This window comes from Mycolicibacterium sp. XJ662 (assembly GCF_053484035.1).
In genome coordinates, this window is record NZ_JBEFTL010000006.1 from 64,906 (window position 1) to 81,652 (window position 16,747).

Sequence of the window (16,747 nt, forward strand, 5' to 3'; positions counted from 1 at the left end):
ATGGGTTCACAGGAGCCGGCCGACAGGTTGGCGGGGTTGGCGGCGTTGTCGTCGGGGGATCGTGGCCTGGACACGTTGATCCGGTTGACGTGTGCCCGAGCGTTGGTGTTGCCGCCGCTGCCGGTGGAGATCGATCCGATCGACGGTCCGGCCGAACGTGATTCGGTGGTGGCGGCGTTCGCCGAGCAGTTCTCCGTCGACGTGTCGGAGATCGGGGACAACCAGCGGACACAGTTCATGTCGACGTTGGGTGACAACGCGTTTCGCACGGTGGTGATGATCTTCATCGCCGACTTCGTGCCGCGGGTATGGGCGGGATGTGAGGCGCTGGGGGTGGGCAAGTTTGGTGCACGTGAAGCGGTGGAATGGGATCACGACACCGATCCGGTCGATGCGCTGCTGAACGGGTTCGTGCCGGCGGTGGCGCGGATGCGGGAGCTTGATCCGGTGACGACGGAGGTCGTGCGGTTGCGCGGGGCGACGCAGCACAATTGCCGGCTGTGCAAATCGCTGCGGGAGAGCACGGCATTGGACGGAGGCGGTTCGGAGGATCTGTACAGCCAAATCGAGCAGTACGAATCGGCGGAAGGGCTGACGAAGGCGCAGAAGGCGGCGTTGCGGTACGTCGACGCGCTGATCTGGTCGCCGTCGCAGATTTCGGAGGAGGTGGCGCGCGGGGTGCACAAACATTTTTCCGATGAGCAGGCGTTCGAGCTGACCTTGGATGTCATGCGCAACGCCGCCAACAAAATCGCGGTGTCGCTGGGCGCCGATGAGCCGCGGGTGGCCGAGGGCACCGAGCGTTACCTGATCGACGCCGACGGGCAGACGGTATACGGCTGAAACAGCCCTCTCGGCGCTGCGCGGGGTTATTGTGCGCGAGACGAAAGGGCCATCATGAGACGCACTACCTACGCTTTGGGCGTGACGGCGATGGCCGTTGGGCTGGTTGTATCTGCATGCACCGGCTCTGAGGCGGGCGAGCAGGCATCCGATAACACGAGCAAGGCGAACAACGCGGACCTGCCGTCGTTGATACCGACGCCTGCGGGCTCCCAGCAGACCAACGGGCCAGACGACATCGCCGACAACGGCATCCACATGCACTTCCGGGTCGATGGAGCGCCGGTCGAGGTGATGGACGCCTACAAAGCCGCGCTGGAAGGCGAGGGATGGTCGGTGACCACGATCGTCACGTCGGGCGGTGAAGGCGGTGGTGGTGCCACCTACACCGGAACCCACGGGGACGTCTTCGGCGTGATCGACGGCGGCGGCTACGACCGCACCACGTTCGTCGATGTCTGCGCCTGGCCGTCAAAGCCGGCAGAGCCGAACTGCTCGCGCGGAGAGCGCTGACTCCCCTGGGAACACCAGCGCCAGGTCAACGTTAGAGTTGTCCAGCGCTTGCACGGCTTGCTGCGCAGGGGCGGTAGCTCAGTTGGTCAGAGCTGGGGACTCATAATCCCTAGGTCGCGGGTTCAAGTCCCGCCCGCCCCACACTTCCAAGTGTGTGACTTCGGTTGATGGGTGACATTTCGTCTTCGGTTGATGGTTGACGGTGTTTCGGTTGATGGTTGACATCTACTTCGGCTGATCCTTGACGCTCCCTAGATGAGGGAGTTGAGCGTGGCCGAGCAGCGGTATCAGGCCGTGTTGGCGGTGATCAGCGACGGGTTGTCGATTTCGCAGGTCGCTTCGAAGGTGGGGGTGTCGCGCCAGACGTTGCATTCCTGGTTGGCCCGGTAGGAGGCCGAAGGTCTCGAGGGGCTGGTGGATCGGTCTCATCGGCCGGTGAGGTGTCCGCATCAGATGCCGACGGTGGTGGAGGCCGCGGTGGTGGAGTTGCGGCGTTCGCGACCGTATTGGGGCCACGTCGGTTGGTGTTCGAGTTGGCCAAGCGCCAAGTGGCGCCGCTGCCGTCGGAGTCGGCGGTGTATCGGGCGTTGGTGCGTGCCCAGTTCGATCAACCGAAGACAATCCGTCAACCATCAACCGAAGCCCGACAGCCCCACTTCAAGTTTTCGCAGGAAGCGGCATTTTTTGCAGTGGTGCGCAACTCCCCGTGACGGCCGGAAATCGGCTCCACGTCCATACGGCGTCCACATTCGACCGCATCAAGTTCACGGGCCTCAAGCTTCGCACCCGATGCCGTCGCCGTTGCTGTCCAGTTCGTAGATGTCTTCGCCGACGACCCTCACAGGACCTTCGACGTATTCGGGGCCGTTGCCGTTTCCGCCAGCGCAATCCACGTCGCTGGCGATCGGAACGCAGGCACCCGCGTAGTTGGAGTCGCAGTTTGAGCCCTGTTCGGCGTTGGTTGCCGGAGCAAAGACGATCCCCACCGCAAACACAATCGTCAATGCTGTTAATTTCCCCACGGCGGCAAATGTAGCTCACCTTGTAGCGTGTTCGTCTTGTTCTTACCTAACTGCACAACGTGACTCCGGTGCCCAACCCAACCAACCCCCCGCAGCGTTCCTATGTCACGCAAGGCGTTGCACGCGCCAAGCGCGAGCCTGTCACGGCCCGGCGACGAAGGCCCTTGGCCTCGGGAGCGTTCGATTTCATGACTTGCGGCACACCTTTGCCACGCTGGCCTTGAGTGCGGGGAGCACTACATGCAGGTGTCGAAGTGGTTGGGCCACAGCAGCTACGTGCTGACCCTTAGGACCTACGCGGACTACGTCAGTGAGGACGATACGAAGGCACCGAATTTGGCGCGTCGGCAGCAGTGGAAAAAGTAGTGCCAATACAGCGGAATGCGCAGTAGGGGCTAGCCAACTGACTCGAGAGGTTCTTACTTGCGAGGTTCGTCTTGTATCAGGCCGATTTCCCTCTCGAATCGCTCCTGTGCCCGCAGCTCTTCCACCTGCTCTTGTTCGCGGCGGAGGCGTTCTTCCTCACCTGGAACCGTGTAGACCCAAATGCCCTCATGTTCGCGCTTATAGCTCTTGAGCGTGCCGGAAATGTCGTACAGCGCATCTTTGATCGTCGTGCCGTCGTTTTGGTGAATCCAGGTCGTATTATGAAATATTTTGGTGTCCAACGAGATTGGATTCGAGTAGGACGGCTTATCTGGGACCACTTTGTCATCGAACTCGACGTCACCCACAAATTTCGTGCGCAATTCCTCCTTGTGCTTTTTCCGATAGCTTTCGCGCCTGACGGCGGAGTCCCACACCGTGCGCCACTCTTGGCCAGGCGCAAGCACCGCAATAGTTTTCGGCACCCACAAGTGAGTCACTTCTTCGCCAGTAATCTGGTTGGTGTATGGCGCAACTTGCAGAGGAGGCAACTTCAGCCGAACGTTATATGCGGAGGTCTGCCCAAAGTTCTTGATTACCAAGTCCAAATAGTGCCGTACCGCGTGATGATCCACGTAGACAACAACGTCGGGCTGCGCTACGCGTTCGCGGGTTGCACGTGCCTCCTTGACTTGCTGGTCTGCAAAGATTGCGGCACTGAAAGCGATAAGCGCAGTAGCCCACTGCGCCCACGCAGCCCAGGTCTCCGCGTTTGGAAGCCAGTCCGGTGTCATGTCGACTTCCTATTCAAGCCACACGTGTTTCCCAACAGGCAGGTTTCCCGCCAGCCTGTCAGCTTTGTTTTGCGGTGTCAGTTGGTAGGAAATGCCGATGTGGTGCAGGGGGTCATCCCACATGAAGCGGATCCGCTTCGCGATACCCTCGCATGTCCACTCGACGAACGCGGGCTGCTGCAACGATCCGCCGATGGGATTGATCGGGTCATCGGCGAAGTAGCCCGGCATCCGCCAGCCCACGTCATCAAACAATGTCAACCCAAAACTCATGTGAGCCAGGTCAACTAGCGCGCCACCTACCCAAGTACCGCTCTTGTGCACAAACGGCCGCACGCCCCACCAATGGCTGTTAACGACGTCGACGGGTTGAAACGGACAAGCCCGAAAGTCAACGCTTCGAGCGCTTCCCGGCACCGCTATGCCCCACATCGACGGCCACGGTTTGCGATTCAGTAGAAGGTCAATTGCCTCAGGAGGAAAGCTGACGGTGCGGTTCTGTTGCTCCTCAAAGTGTCCTGTAACAGCGTGGTTCAGGAATATCTTGAGCACCCAGCGTTGGAAGTCGTCACCGGAAATGGTGATCTCTTCTTCCTGGCCCCACTCGCCGGCACCGGCGTCGTACTCTAAAGCGACGCGACGCAGGAACGTTGCGAACGCCAGCGCAGCGTCATCTGCAGGGCTGAGTGCCGAATTATGATTTCGGCACAGAATGTTCGCTTTGAAGTTCTTTGGCGTGACCGGGTGGCCAATACCCTTGCCGGTCTTGTGCTGGATCGTGTAATCCGGATCGTTGGACCCGTACAGCTTGAACAGTCCTAGGGACACATAGTGCTCGCCGGAGATCTTGGTCGAGCATCCGCCGTGCGCGTTCGCGTAACACTTCGGGTGCTTGTAGTCGCCGTCGGCGGTTTCTGTCATGACTTGCTGTGTTCGTTAGGGGTTATTGCTAGACCCACAGTAGACGAACAGGTGTTCGATACAAGCTCCACACGCCGCGCTGACCGCCCTAACTTCGTTGCCTGGAGAGGTGCCGCGTCCACACTGCGTCCACATTTTTCGGCGACTATGCCCATCTGCGGCTTTGCTGGGGCTGTCCAGAAGGACCCGATTTTCAAACGGGACAGCTAGCCACGCTAGGGTGTTACAGCCGAAATTGGATCGCTCAAGGCACCGGGGTGGTAGCTGTGATGGTCAGAGCTGGGGACTCATAATCCGTTGGTCGCGGGTTCGAGCCCCGCCCGCCCCACTTCAGAGCCTATTTTTCAAGATCGTTTTTGTTTAGTCACCGTTTATTCACCGCTTTTAGCGATTGTCCTGTCGAGCAGGTCGGCCACCTGAGTGTGGACACGACCACGTGTCATGTAGCGGTCTTGGGTCATCGAGACCTTGGAGTGACCGAGGTGATCGGCGCCGATTCGGGCCGAGAGGCCCTCGTCATCGATCAGGGTGGCAACGGTTTTGCGGAAGCTATGCGTGGTGACTTCGGGTACGCCTAACTCCTCGCGCGCCGTGCGCCACTCCTTGCCGAAGTTGTTCGGGTCCCGCAGCGTGCCGGCCGTCGACGGGAAGATCACTTCCTGCTGGCCGAGATAGGGCAGCCCGCGGCGGTTGCGCAACATCTCGACGGCGAACTGGGGCAGCGGCACGATGCGTCGGCCGGCGGCGGACTTCGTCTCGTCTACCCTTCGGAGGCCTTCGCCGGAAACCCGAATGATTTTTCCTCTCACCGCTAGCGTGCATCCTTCGGCGTCGAAATCCGTCCACCGTATGGCCAGCAGTTCAGATCGGCGAAGGCCTGTGGCGATCAGCAGGGTGATCGGGTCGACCAGATCATGTTCTTGGCAGTACTTCGACGCGTGGAGGTTTTGGAGCAGCTCGCGAAGCTGCTTCGCACTAAGCCCAACCGCGCCCTTGGGCTGGGACTTGGATCGCAGCGGTTGTACGTCGCGGACCGGGTTTGAGCCGAGAACGTTGCCCATCACTGCCAACTGCAGACCGCCACGCAAGATTGTCTTGGCCTGACGGGCCATCGTCGGCCCGTGTGCGGAGCGCATGGAACGAAGCGCGGCATCGATTCGGGCGGGCGATGCTTCGCCGACCCGTAAGCCGCCAATGAACTTCTGCAACTTCCCGACGGCAAATCGGTAGGTAGCCAGAGTGACTGGGGATCGACCGTCCTCGGCCAACCGGGACAGGTGCTGCTCAACTAGGTCCACAACGAGGGTTTCAGGGCCGGTGGCGCTAAAACCGGAGGATTCACCGCGTTCCGCCAAGGCTTCAATGAGCGCGTCTTCGGCGAGCTTGCCGTACTGGTCATGAATCCCGGGAGGACCTAACCGCTGAACCTTCCGGGTGACGCCATCGCTGTCCCTGTAACGACAACGGGCGAGCCATACACCGCCACCGAGGTGGACACGGGTGATCTTGCCATGAGCGCCGATCCGCAGCGCTGGTCGTCCGGCCATGATCAGTCAGCGAGCAGCTTCGGCAGCTGCGTGCCCTGCCGCCGCACAGGAGCCCAGATCATGGGGCGATGATAGTCATGCGGTGTCGAGCTTGTCCGCGGCGTATTGCTTTCTTTCCCAGTCGATTACGTCGCTGAGTCGATACCGCACGTGTCGACCGAACTTGGCGTAGCGCGGTCCGGTGCCCTTCGACGCCCATTCAGCCGGCGTCTTGACGGGAACTCCATATCGATCGGCAAGCTCCTGGCGTGTGATCCACTTGTCGTCGGTGTAGTCCTCCATGGCGGTTACTTTCCGTCGGTCCGCCCCAGTGTGGACGGAATAGATCAACGGTAAGTCGGCGCGGTGACACCGGTGTCCGGTTTTTTCGGGAGGCGGCGAGACGCGACGGTGACACCAACCCTGCACTGACGCTTCGCGTCCAAACACTCACATCCGTACTCCACGCAGCTCACCTCACTCTTACCATTGCTATTCCACCCCCATCACTTCTCGCCAAATCTCCTTACTCCCTTATCATTACACCAACTTCCCAACGCATCTGCCACCACAAAAACTGCATGGCACATTTGCACAGGGGTGCGAGAATGGTTGTGGCACAGCAAGTGCCACCAGCGCGGCCGCCGGACACCTTGAGCCGCAGTCACATGGGGTAGGCGAAGCGTTGTTGACGATCTCGAAGCTCAAGCGGTGGTCGATCAACTACTACATCGACACCGCCCAGACCGCCGAAAAAGCCACCCACGATCTCGTGCGGGCCGCCGGCGGGCTGGGGGAGTATTACTCCGAACACGAAACCCGCACCCCGACATGGCTGCTGGCCGGCGACACCCACACGACCGCGAAACTGGTCGGGCTCAGCGATGTGCAGCGGGCCGGGGGAGAGGCCGACGCCACGGTGGTGGCCCTCTGGCTCGATGACGGCATCGCACCCAACGGGGCGCGTGGGCGCGCCTTCGGGGAGCGCGGGGTCCACGGTTTTGATTTGATGTTCGCCGCCCCCAAGAGTGTTTCGCTGGCGCGGGCGCTGCGCGCTAGTGACGTGATGGCCAAGGCGATCACCGACGCGCACACCACCGCGCTATCGGAGGCAATGGAGTATCTGGCGAGCCATGCCGGCTACACCCGGGTGCACAACCCGCACACTGGGGAAAAGGATCTGGTGCGCCTACCCGGCTTGACCGCGATCGCCTACCAGCACGAGACGTCACGGTGTGGGGACCCACACCTGCACACCCATGTCATCGTCCCGAATCGGCAAGCCCGCGCCGACGGCGCCATTGTGTCGATCGATGGGACGTCGCTGTATCACGAAGCCAAAGCCGCCGGGGTGATCTATCAGGCCACCCTGCGCCGCGAACTGCATCGGTCCCTGGGGATGGAGTGGGCGCCGGTGGACCCGTCTACCGGGATGGCCGAGCTGGCCGGCGTGGGGCGCCATTCGATCACCGCGTGGTCGCAGCGCTCCACCCAACTTCGCGAGTGGGCCGCCCACAACCTCAAAGTGACCGATGGTCCGTTGTCGGCCGCGCAGCTGGCGGCCGCGCAGAAGGCGACCCGCCCATCCAAGCCCGAAGAGCTCGCCTGGACACAGTTGCTTGCGCAGTGGCGCGCTGATGAGCGCGGTCTGGGGTTGGACCGCACATCTTTTGAGCAGGCCCGCGCGGCGCGGCGCGCGGCAGCGCGCGCCCCGTACGATCGGGCGCGCATCGCCGCTGCGGCAGAGAACATTGAGAAGGCGGCGTTCACCCGCGCCGACCTGGTCGAGATCGTCGGTGCGCAGGTCCCCGTCGATACCGAGCGCACGCCGCGTGAGCTGGTTGAAGCCGCCGTCGACGAGGTCGGGGTGCGGCTGACCGCGCCCCGGGCTGCGCATCAGCGCGAGGGCCATGAGCGCTTCACCCTCGACGCCATCCTGGAAGAAGAAGCCGCGGTGGTCGATCTGATGGATGCGCGCGATGTGCGCGCCCAGTTGTGGGCCATTGAGGAGCACACCGCCGCGCTGTCGGCCGATCAGCGCCGCGCGGTGGAGAATATTGCGCGCTCACCGTGGCTGGTACAGCCGCTGAGCGCGCCGGCGGGCGCGGGTAAGACCACCTCGATGCGCGCCCTGCGCGCCGCACGCACCCGCTGCTACGGGCGCACCCTCGTGCTCGCGCCCACCGGGAAGGCCGTCGACGTCGCCGTTCGCGAAGGTGCCGGCGATCAGGGCTACACCATCGCCAAAGCGCTGCAACTGCTGCGCGACAACACGTTAAAGCTCAAGCCCAACACACTGGTCGTCGTCGATGAGGCAGCCATGGTCGGCACTACCGATCTGCGCGAACTACTGACCGCCACCACCGCCGCCGGGGTCAAAACCGTCCTGGTGGGTGATGACCATCAGCTCGCCCCGGTCAAGGCCCGCGGCGGCATGTTCGCCCAACTGTGCACCGATCTGCCCTGGACCCAACACCTCTCGGAGGTCTGGCGGATGCGCGACCCCGACGAACGCGCCGCCTCACTCGCGCTGCGCAATGGCGGCCCAGCCTCGGTGCGCCGCGCGATGGGCTGGTATCGCACCCGCGACCGGCTGCACTGCGGCGATCAAATCGCCATGGCCGCCGACGCCCTGGCCGCCTACCAGGCCGACGTCGCCGCCGGCAAAGACGCCCTGTTGCTGTGCGATACCACCGAGATGGCCGACGCGCTCAACCAGCGCATCCACCGCGACACCATCAGTCCGGACGCACCCACCGTCACCGCCGCCCGCGGGCAGCGCATCGCCGTCGGCGATCTGATCATCAGTCGTCGCAACGACGCCACGATCAGCATCTATGACGCGGCGGACGACATCCCGGCGGGGGACGCGGTGCGCAATGGAAACCGATGGCAGACAATGGCTATCGACACCATCCACAACCGGGTCGCCGCACGGCGGCTGTCCGACGGAGCCCGCGCCGTCTTCGACGATGACTACCTGCGTGAGCACATCACCTACGGCTACGCCCTCTCGGTCCACTCCGCCCAAGGTGTCACCGCCGACACCACCCACGCCCTGCTGGGCGAAAACGCTCACCGCGCGCTGGCCTACGTCGCGATGACCCGCGGCCGCGAATCCAACAGCGCCTACCTATACGAGCGCGCCACCGAAGCCAGCGAATACAGCCACAACCTCCCCGACGCCGCGCACCTGATGCGGCGCGGCGACAGCCACGCCGCCGGCCACGTGATGCGCACCATCACCGCAACGGATAGTGGGGCGCAGACCGCGCACGACTTCGCCTCACGCACCGATGCCGAACATCTGCCCGCACGCATGGCCCGGCTGCAAATCGAGCGCCGGGTACAAGCTGTGCAGATGCGGCGCGCCGAATACCGGAGCTGGCAGGCCCACCAGTGCCAGCGCGAAGCTAATCATGAGCGCGACATTGACCAACACCGCATCCGCGCACGGGAGCAGTCCACCGGCTACAGCCTCGACCTATAGCGCCCTAGCGCCCTGGCGGAACATGATGAGGACCTTCTCTACCTATGCCGATATTCCGACTTCGCGAACGCTATGCAGATATTCCGACCTCGTCGAACGCTGTACGTATGGCGGAGAGCTTCACCTCTTTCTCGTTCAGCGCTTTATGCCGGAAGAGAGATTTAGCGGCAAGTTCGACCGCGCGGCGACTGTCGCGGAAGCCTGACGTGTTCGACAAGTGGGCTATCAGCGCGACATAGAACAGCGCTCCGGCCTCTTGAGGCGTGAATAGATATCCTTGGCCGTTTCTAGCGCTGATTACGTTGAAGGCGGCTTTGTTATGGATGCCACTGTTTGCGTGCACACCGCCGTCGTCGTCGGTGGTATCGACAAATTCATCCATATGCGTCGGCTGACGACAGCGGGCTGGGTTACTCAAGTCGCGCAGCGGTCTCCCGCTGTCTTCGAGCTCTCCACCTATCTGCCAATCCCAGTCATCGATGTTAGATCTGTCGGCGTTGGCCACTAGGACTCCGAAGATATCCGAGTAGGACTCGTCGAGCGCACCAGACTCGTCTTGGTAGACGAGCCGGGCAGTTTTTTCGGTGAGACCGTGGGTAATCTCATGGGCCACAATGTCTTTGGCCACCGCGAAAGAGCGGAGTCGGCCCTTGACGCTGTGTTGTCCGTAAACGATTTGGTTGGCAGGTCCGATCCATGCTGCGTTGGGCCATTCTCTCGAGATTGCACCACCCATCCATGTGCAATTGACTGACGAAACGAACCGCCCCCCGGCGTTGTCGAGGCCGTCCCGCTTGAGTGTGTTGAGAAAGTAATCGGCCACTGCCTGTGCATTGGCGTGGGCACTGATGGCGGCGGGATCCCAAGGGGCCGGCGGGTTAGCCACTGGCCCCGTGCCGGGCAGCAAGCGCCGATCGCATCGCACCCCCCGGAATTCGAAGTCGTATGTCTCGACCCGTCGCCCTGGATCGGTCAATCGCTTGTTCCCGCTAGCATCGCGCTCCACGCGGATACGGCGGGTGCGGCCCAGACCGTCAGTCGAGTCGATTTCTTCGGCAGTCCAGACCATCGACTTCATGCGCTGTAGCTTGGCGACCAGCTCACTAGAATGTGCGTCGACAACGTAGTCGAAGATTTCTGGCACGGCTTCGGTGTGTTCGGCCGTCGGCTGACTCTGCCGTTCCACATTTTCATATATGTAGACAAGCCGCCATAAACTTGGATCGGCGCTGGTGTCGTAGTAAAAGTACAGTTCCGGCGCGTCGGTCAGCGGCAGTGCCTCTTTACCGGCGTCCTTGATGACCACGTCCTTGGCCGCTGCGGGGGATATCGTGGCCACTGGGTCGACGTTGTCTGGGTTTCCCAATGCAGAGTTCATAGCGACCATGTTGTTCTTATCGTCAAGCTCGATGGTGACGAGAGAACCGTAGACCGGTATCTGCTGACGGTATTGGGCAAACTTGACGACTGTGGAGTCGATGATTGGAACCGCTTCAGTGCCGATTGCGTGGTACTCAATATCTTTGCGCGCGTTTGTGATTGATCGCATCTGTGCGCTCGCCATGACCTGGTTCAGGTATCGTCGCGCGGCCGTCTCCGGGTCCAATTTCTCCTGATCGACCGGCGAGGCTTCCTGCGAAATGCTTACTTCCGCATTGATGCCTTGAACTGTAAGGCCGGGGAGCCTGTCCTCACTGTGCAGCGCGAAGGTCTCTAGACCATTGTCGTGCATTGTCTTAGCGGTTTCGCGAACATCGACACGGGCGGCCGCCTGCCCACTCTTGATCGGAGTCAATACGACGACTTGAATCGGCCTAGATGTCCTCTTCTGGTACTCGGCGGAGCGGTTGCCGTTGCTTTTATTGACGATCTGCCATAATCGGACGTAACGCGGATCGCTCGGCTGTACCACCTGAGCTACGGCGCCCAATCGCTTTCTGCCGACTTCGATTTCAACGTAAGGGTCGGCCTTTAGATTGTTGTACCAATTTGGTGCCGTCGGGCTCCCGCCGTTGTCGGCGACGACCACGTAATCCTCACCGACGACGGCATAGCTGAGCGGCGTTGTGTAGTGTCGCCCAGTCTTGCGGCCCACTGTGTGCAGCACTAGGACACGTCCGCCTAGTCGTCGAACGGCAGACAAGACCGGCCAGAATCCCAATGCGAACGGTGCTAACCGCCAAAAAGCCAGCTTAAGTGCTTGCGGCGTGTGCTCCCGGAAGCTCATGGACATAAGTGTCGTCCCACTGCGTGGATCTTGGCCAGTGCCTACGTAGCCACCGCCGGCTAGCCGCAGCCAGCTTTCTTCGAGCGTCTAGCCGCCGCGGTGGCGGAAGTTCGCCGACTAGACATCCTCATTGCGCGGGTAATCGACACCGTACGGAGCGCAACACGATCCAATCCGACATCTTCGAGCGCGAGCACAACGAGGAGCGCATCCGACACGAGACGATTCGCCCGGTCGTTGACCGCCCACTCGAACCGTGGGAGATGCCTGTGAGGGAGATACTGCCGCGACGGCGCGGGCGTTCGTGGTAAAGATTCAATCGAGACGAGGAGATGACGAAGTGACTTTACGAAAGACGATTGCGACGATCTACGTGATATCGCTTCGACAGGCCGACTCTTTCGCCAATAGGGAAGCGTAGCCGACGTGCGAGTGTCCCAATTTTTGAATGCCCTAGGCAAATCCGTGCAGACCTTTCTCGAAAGTATCGGCGATACTAACTCGGGCATTCAAGGTCCGACCGAGGGGTTACCTGATGCCGAGAAGATTGGCGATTCCCACCTCGAAAGTGGACGGTATTCCGCTCCGTATCCTAGGTACAGAAATAAGTTAGATGACTCATACACCGGTATTGAATATGCCGATGTTAGCGTTACCTTTAGGGCGCCGCGGGTAGCAATAGTGATCGGGGGTAGCAATGGCTGGATCTACTGGGCGCGGAAGGCCATCTACGCAGCCACCGCGATTTGGGGCGGGTACGGCTTCGTCCTTGTGCCACATAAGAGTGGAGCAGTAAATAGTACGATATTGCGCGCGGTGCGAGCCTACGATCCCGATTACGTTGTCACTTTGCCGATCAACCTTGGAGACCTAGACGCCGTTCGGCCTGGCGAGATTGATGCTCAGATTGAAAAGCTCCGAGCTGACGGCGCGGTCATAGACGATATTGAGTCGCTGCGTAGTCAATTGCGCGGACAGCCAGTGAGTTTCGAGGACGACGCGCGGGCCCGCGAATCGGTTGTCGCTGCATGCTCTACATATCGTATGGCGCTGGGGGATGACGCTGATATCAGCAACTGGAACGAACGTATCGCAAGTTTGCACCCAAACGACGTCGGACTTGGACCCCTTACACCTGTCCACCTCATCAAACCAGACGCCAGTCCAAGATTCGGTGCAAGATCAGACCTGAACACGCCCATAGGGCTAATGGCCGCCAGCTACGTTGGCCTGGTCGAAAACCCGACGACGGCTATTGCTGACATCGATCCGAAGCACGTTGAGGATTTCGTTGCCTCAATCACAGGCCGTCGGAGCGACACACGAATTCGCCCACAGTGGTCATGCTTCGAACAAGTGGATGTCGAAGAAGGGGCGGAAGAGGCGAGGGTTGCTTGGACCGACAGCCAGATAGAATTGACATGGGTGAGCGATAGTAGGCACAACCCCGTTCTGTATGTCGTCGGCAACGAGCCTGAGGATTATTGTCTAGCACTCATCTGGGAACGTTTGTATGGCCAATCAATCTGGGTGCCTAATGAACTCTGGGTAGACGAAACTACAACTTCAACGTCCCAGCACAGGCAGTGGCTGACTCAAGGAATGATTGACTTGACGCGCTCCCCTGGGGCGGAGAGCTGTTTACTGACGTCAGTGTCCGGCGATCTGCAGCTGGTTGGTAATTTTCAACGCGTAGTGTTCGAAACGCCGCCAATAGTGAGAATGTTCGACATGTCGGGCAATCCGGATCCGAATTCGGTTAGGCCCCGGGCGGACCGCGTTGAGAACGTTGATAGCGCGATGTTGCGATTTCCTGACCGTGGCCGCGGCTTCTTAGGTTTACGTAGGCACTTTCAGCGCAGCGACACCATGCCGATAGTTCGTGATGCAGAAGGAGGGGCTACTTTGGCCTCTCCGCGCCCCGCGTCTGTTCTAGACGCTCCCGGCCTTGGCGGCGCGAAGGTCTCATTTCATATTGATCTGGACATTCGCGATGTCACCATGCCACAGGGGAGGGCAATCCCGCCTGCGGCTCTTATTCACCCATCCGAGAATCACCTCGACCGTTATGAAGCGTGGGTTAGAAGCGGTCGGCAAGGTGTCAGTTATGAATCGCTGCGCTATGGGCTGGTGTTAGCCGGAACCCTGCCGGAAGAAGCACTGGCGCGACCGCGGGTGCGAAAGCCTGGAATGCTGTCGTGGGCACGGTGGAAGTCGCAAATGAGTGGCTACGAACTGCAGGTGGCGGATGCTGGCTGGCCAGCTCAAATTCTTGCCGAAAAGTGTGGATCTAGGCAAGTGTTGGTGGATTTGTTTAGCGGACCTCTCCGAATGGCACTTCTCGAATTTAAAACGTATCCTTCTGGCAAAAGCACCATTTCTGTATTTAAAAACGGCGAAGGCTGCGTGATTAATCGCCAGACTTATTTGGCAATGCGTGGATTCGAGCTTTTCACTGGCCTGCCGCTTGCTGAGGTTCGAATCTTGGTGGACCAACTTCTAGTGGCAGGCGTCCTTACTCGCGGTCTGTTGCTCCGATGCAGCATTTGTCGGGTATTCAGCTTCCACGACTTGGATGCTGTCGGCCAATCAAACCGGTGTCCGCGGTGCGGCAACGTCGACTCACTCACTCAAGAACGGTGGAACGTACCTGCGGGAGAGCCTGGCTGGTTCTATCACCTGCACCCGTTAGCTCGCGACCTCGTGCGTGATGACGGGGACGTGCCGCTTTTGCTCGCGGCGTATCTCCGTAAGAGGGCCGGGAAGCGCTATGCCGATACTCCAGAGGTCGTGGTGGTCCAAGGCGGCAAGACAGCAGCCGAAGCGGACCTAGTTGCGGTCACGGACGGCGTCCTGATAGTTGGTGAAGCGAAAAGCAACAACACTCTTGGCGTCGACAAGGCCAACGAAGTCAAGTCGGTGGGACTTCGTCTTCACCTGGCGGAGATATTCGGCGCGGACGAGATCCTGATAGCGACGACCGAGTCTGCGTGGAAGGAACGCAGCCTTACAGCTATCAAGGCTGCGATGGAGTCATATACGTGGCCTGGCGGTCTCAGGCCCAGGCTGCGTGCAGTTACATCCCTAGGCGCTGATGGAAAGGGAGTTGAAACCTACCTTCGATAGGGGGCGCACACGATCTACGGCGGGCGATCACCGTCTGGCGAAAACTTCGTGCGTAGCTAGTCCTTAGCGGAGGCTCAGTGTAAGACGAACACGTGTTCGTCTTGTCCTAGCGGTGTCCTATCTTTCTCGATCACCCGCTAATACGCAGTGGACGCGTATACACGGAAACTGCTATCTGACGTGGACAATCCGGCACCTCAACGGCGCCACCATCGAGAGCCAGTCAACGGCCTTTCCGGCATCATCATCGGGCGTTGGAGCTGCCCCGTAGCCGCCTGACCGAACCAACCAAGCCATCGGTCAACGAACTCGGATAGGTCCGAAAGGTCGAGGGCTCGAAAATCCCACGCAACCTGCATCATCCCCAGAACCATTGACAGCGGCTCTCGGGCTTGCCCGGCAGTCAAATCAAACGGCTCCAGCTCTCGCAAGCCCCCGCCGCCGAAATTCATTGACGAAAATGCCACCTCATACCAGCCGAACACACCCTGTTCGTCGACGTCGCAGTACCACAGCGAATGCGAGCGACCGATCCAATCGCGAAGTGGATCAGCGCGCGTCACTCGGATGACCGATTCTGCTACGACGCTGAATGGAAGCTGCCCGTGTCGATCTGTACTCGCCCGAGGCTTGTCTAGACCGAGGCGCGCGCCGTCCAGGTTGGCAACAAAGACTCTGCCGTTCGCAGCAGAATCGGAGGCTCGCGGTATCCGCCGCTTATTCGGATCGGTCGTCAACGTGGCAGCCGTGGCGTGTGTTCTCAGTGCTTCTAATAGCGTGTCGCCGACTCGCTGAAATTGCTGAACAGCTGCGGCGATCAGTGTTGCCCGCCGCTCCTCTTCTTCTAGTTCGGCCGATTTTTGGGCATCAACCTCAGCCTTCGCCTGGATCGATTTGCGGTTTGCTTGCGCGAGGATGTCGAGGCCCGCACCCGTGGGAACCTCATCGACCACGGTGGTCAGCCTGCTCAAGATCATTGCGGGCGTCGGACGGCCCTCGGGAGCTTTCAACAAACAGTCGGCAATAAGGTCCTGCAGCCTCAAGGGGCCCACTGTGAGAGCCGGGGCTTTCTGGTTCAAGTGCTGTTCGCGCAGATCGGGCCCGCTGAACGGGCGAGATCCAGCGAGCAACTCGTACGCCATGACACCAAACGAATAAACGTCAGCTGCTTCGGTCGCGTGCTGCCCACGCCACTGCTCAGGTGATGCATACAGCCACGTCGCGTTGTGTTTCCAAGTATCGGTCGCGGTGGACGCTTCCGCATACCGCGCGAGACCGAAATCTGCGATCATCCAGGCGCCGTTGAAGCGGAGCACGTTAGCTGGCTTGAGGTCACGGTGGACCAGGACACCTTTGAGGTCGTTGAGGGCGGTCGCGACATCGATCAGCACGGAAATCGCCTCTCCAACGTCCAAGACACCTCCCCGGCCCTCCAAATACTTCTTCAGGGATGTCTCAGCGCGCGGCATCACGAGGACCCATTGGTCGTTGTGCTCGCCGTCATCCAGCACCGGCAGCACGTTCCGGTAGCGCGCCGCCTGGTTGGCAGCTCCTATCAGCAACTCGCGGTCCGCTCCTGGGTCTTTATCGACCAACTTGGCAACCGCCTCGTTCCCTTCCTCGTCTTCGACGACGTAGGGCCTGCCGAAGCCGGCGTTATCGGCGGTCGACAACTCTGAAACGACACGCCATTTTCTTATCCTGAGAACTAGTTCTGTTCCGACCGAAAGCACATAAGGAATTGGATCACGCCCGGTGGTGCCGTCGCAGAAATACCGGCAATGCGTGCAATGCGGCAGCCGAGCCGAGTGCCTCCTGAGCAAAATACAGGTCTCTGGACTGCGAGTCAGCTGGATGGCGGTCACGGTGTGGAGGTGCAGGTGAGGTCACCTTGTCGTGCCGAGAGTGTGCCAAGACAC

Annotated in this window: 11 protein-coding genes, 1 tRNA gene and 3 pseudogenes; 7 read left to right on the forward strand and 8 right to left on the reverse strand. The window is 60.6% G+C overall.

Going from position 1 to position 16,747, the window contains the following annotated elements; translation table 11 throughout:
* The 4 genes and pseudogenes from ABQE93_RS17365 to ABQE93_RS17380 form a co-directional block, all read left to right on the forward strand.
* Entirely contained in the window at window positions 1-843 is an 843-nt protein-coding gene (locus ABQE93_RS17365) for a carboxymuconolactone decarboxylase family protein (protein WP_448409376.1), read from the forward strand.
* 90 nt (window positions 844-933) lie between these two features.
* The gene (locus tag ABQE93_RS17370) at window positions 934-1,356 is read left to right on the forward strand and encodes a hypothetical protein (RefSeq protein ID WP_448409452.1); all 423 of its coding nucleotides are present in this window, start codon (window positions 934-936) and stop codon (window positions 1,354-1,356) included.
* A 67-nt stretch (window positions 1,357-1,423) separates the two neighbouring features.
* Window positions 1,424-1,497: transfer RNA gene (locus ABQE93_RS17375), tRNA-Ile, on the forward strand.
* 114 nt (window positions 1,498-1,611) lie between these two features.
* A pseudogene (locus ABQE93_RS17380) lies at window positions 1,612-1,970 on the forward strand (helix-turn-helix domain-containing protein); the annotation flags it as partial.
* Between the two features lie 159 nt (window positions 1,971-2,129).
* Here the strand turns inward: ABQE93_RS17380 and ABQE93_RS17385 are convergent.
* A complete protein-coding gene (locus ABQE93_RS17385) occupies window positions 2,130-2,351 on the reverse strand; it encodes a hypothetical protein (RefSeq protein WP_448409375.1) in 222 nt (73 codons plus the stop codon).
* 175 nt (window positions 2,352-2,526) lie between these two features.
* Here ABQE93_RS17385 and ABQE93_RS17390 point away from each other — a divergent pair.
* Window positions 2,527-2,770: pseudogene (locus tag ABQE93_RS17390) on the forward strand (tyrosine-type recombinase/integrase); the annotation flags it as partial.
* Window positions 2,771-2,797: 27 nt separating this feature from the next.
* On the opposite strand, the gene ABQE93_RS17395 reads toward ABQE93_RS17390, so the two are convergent.
* From ABQE93_RS17395 to ABQE93_RS17410, 4 genes are all read right to left on the reverse strand, one after another.
* On the reverse strand, window positions 2,798-3,538 hold the full coding sequence (locus tag ABQE93_RS17395; protein WP_448409374.1) for a DUF8453 domain-containing protein: 741 nt from the start codon (window positions 3,536-3,538) through the stop codon (window positions 2,798-2,800).
* Window positions 3,539-3,547: 9 nt separating this feature from the next.
* Window positions 3,548-4,459, reverse strand: coding sequence for a hypothetical protein (locus tag ABQE93_RS17400; protein WP_448409373.1), 912 nt, complete (start codon window positions 4,457-4,459; stop codon window positions 3,548-3,550).
* Window positions 4,460-4,830: 371 nt separating this feature from the next.
* The gene (locus ABQE93_RS17405) at window positions 4,831-6,006 is read right to left on the reverse strand and encodes a site-specific integrase (RefSeq protein ID WP_448409371.1); all 1,176 of its coding nucleotides are present in this window, start codon (window positions 6,004-6,006) and stop codon (window positions 4,831-4,833) included.
* A gap of 75 nt (window positions 6,007-6,081) precedes the next feature.
* Window positions 6,082-6,288 carry a helix-turn-helix transcriptional regulator gene (locus ABQE93_RS17410; protein WP_448409369.1) on the reverse strand — a complete coding sequence of 69 codons (207 nt, stop codon included), beginning with the start codon at window positions 6,286-6,288 and terminating at the stop codon, window positions 6,082-6,084.
* Window positions 6,289-6,670: 382 nt separating this feature from the next.
* Between ABQE93_RS17410 and mobF the strand changes: the two genes are divergently transcribed.
* A complete protein-coding gene (mobF, locus tag ABQE93_RS17415) occupies window positions 6,671-9,475 on the forward strand; it encodes a MobF family relaxase (protein ID WP_448409368.1) in 2,805 nt (934 codons plus the stop codon).
* A 70-nt stretch (window positions 9,476-9,545) separates the two neighbouring features.
* On the opposite strand, the gene ABQE93_RS17420 is transcribed toward mobF, so the two are convergent.
* Together ABQE93_RS17420 and ABQE93_RS17425 are read right to left on the reverse strand one after the other, a co-directional pair.
* A complete protein-coding gene (locus ABQE93_RS17420) occupies window positions 9,546-11,207 on the reverse strand; it encodes a M4 family metallopeptidase (RefSeq protein WP_448412434.1) in 1,662 nt (553 codons plus the stop codon).
* 57 nt (window positions 11,208-11,264) lie between these two features.
* A pseudogene (locus ABQE93_RS17425) lies at window positions 11,265-11,603 on the reverse strand (nitroreductase/quinone reductase family protein); the annotation flags it as partial.
* A gap of 564 nt (window positions 11,604-12,167) precedes the next feature.
* Between ABQE93_RS17425 and ABQE93_RS17430 the strand changes: the two are divergent.
* Complete coding sequence (locus tag ABQE93_RS17430) at window positions 12,168-14,828, forward strand: hypothetical protein (RefSeq protein WP_448409367.1); 2,661 nt, start codon at window positions 12,168-12,170, stop codon at window positions 14,826-14,828.
* A gap of 197 nt (window positions 14,829-15,025) precedes the next feature.
* On the opposite strand, the gene ABQE93_RS17435 is transcribed toward ABQE93_RS17430, so the two are convergent.
* Window positions 15,026-16,693 carry a serine/threonine protein kinase gene (locus ABQE93_RS17435; protein ID WP_448409365.1) on the reverse strand — a complete coding sequence of 556 codons (1,668 nt, stop codon included), beginning with the start codon at window positions 16,691-16,693 and terminating at the stop codon, window positions 15,026-15,028.
* Window positions 16,694-16,747 lie beyond the last annotated feature (54 nt).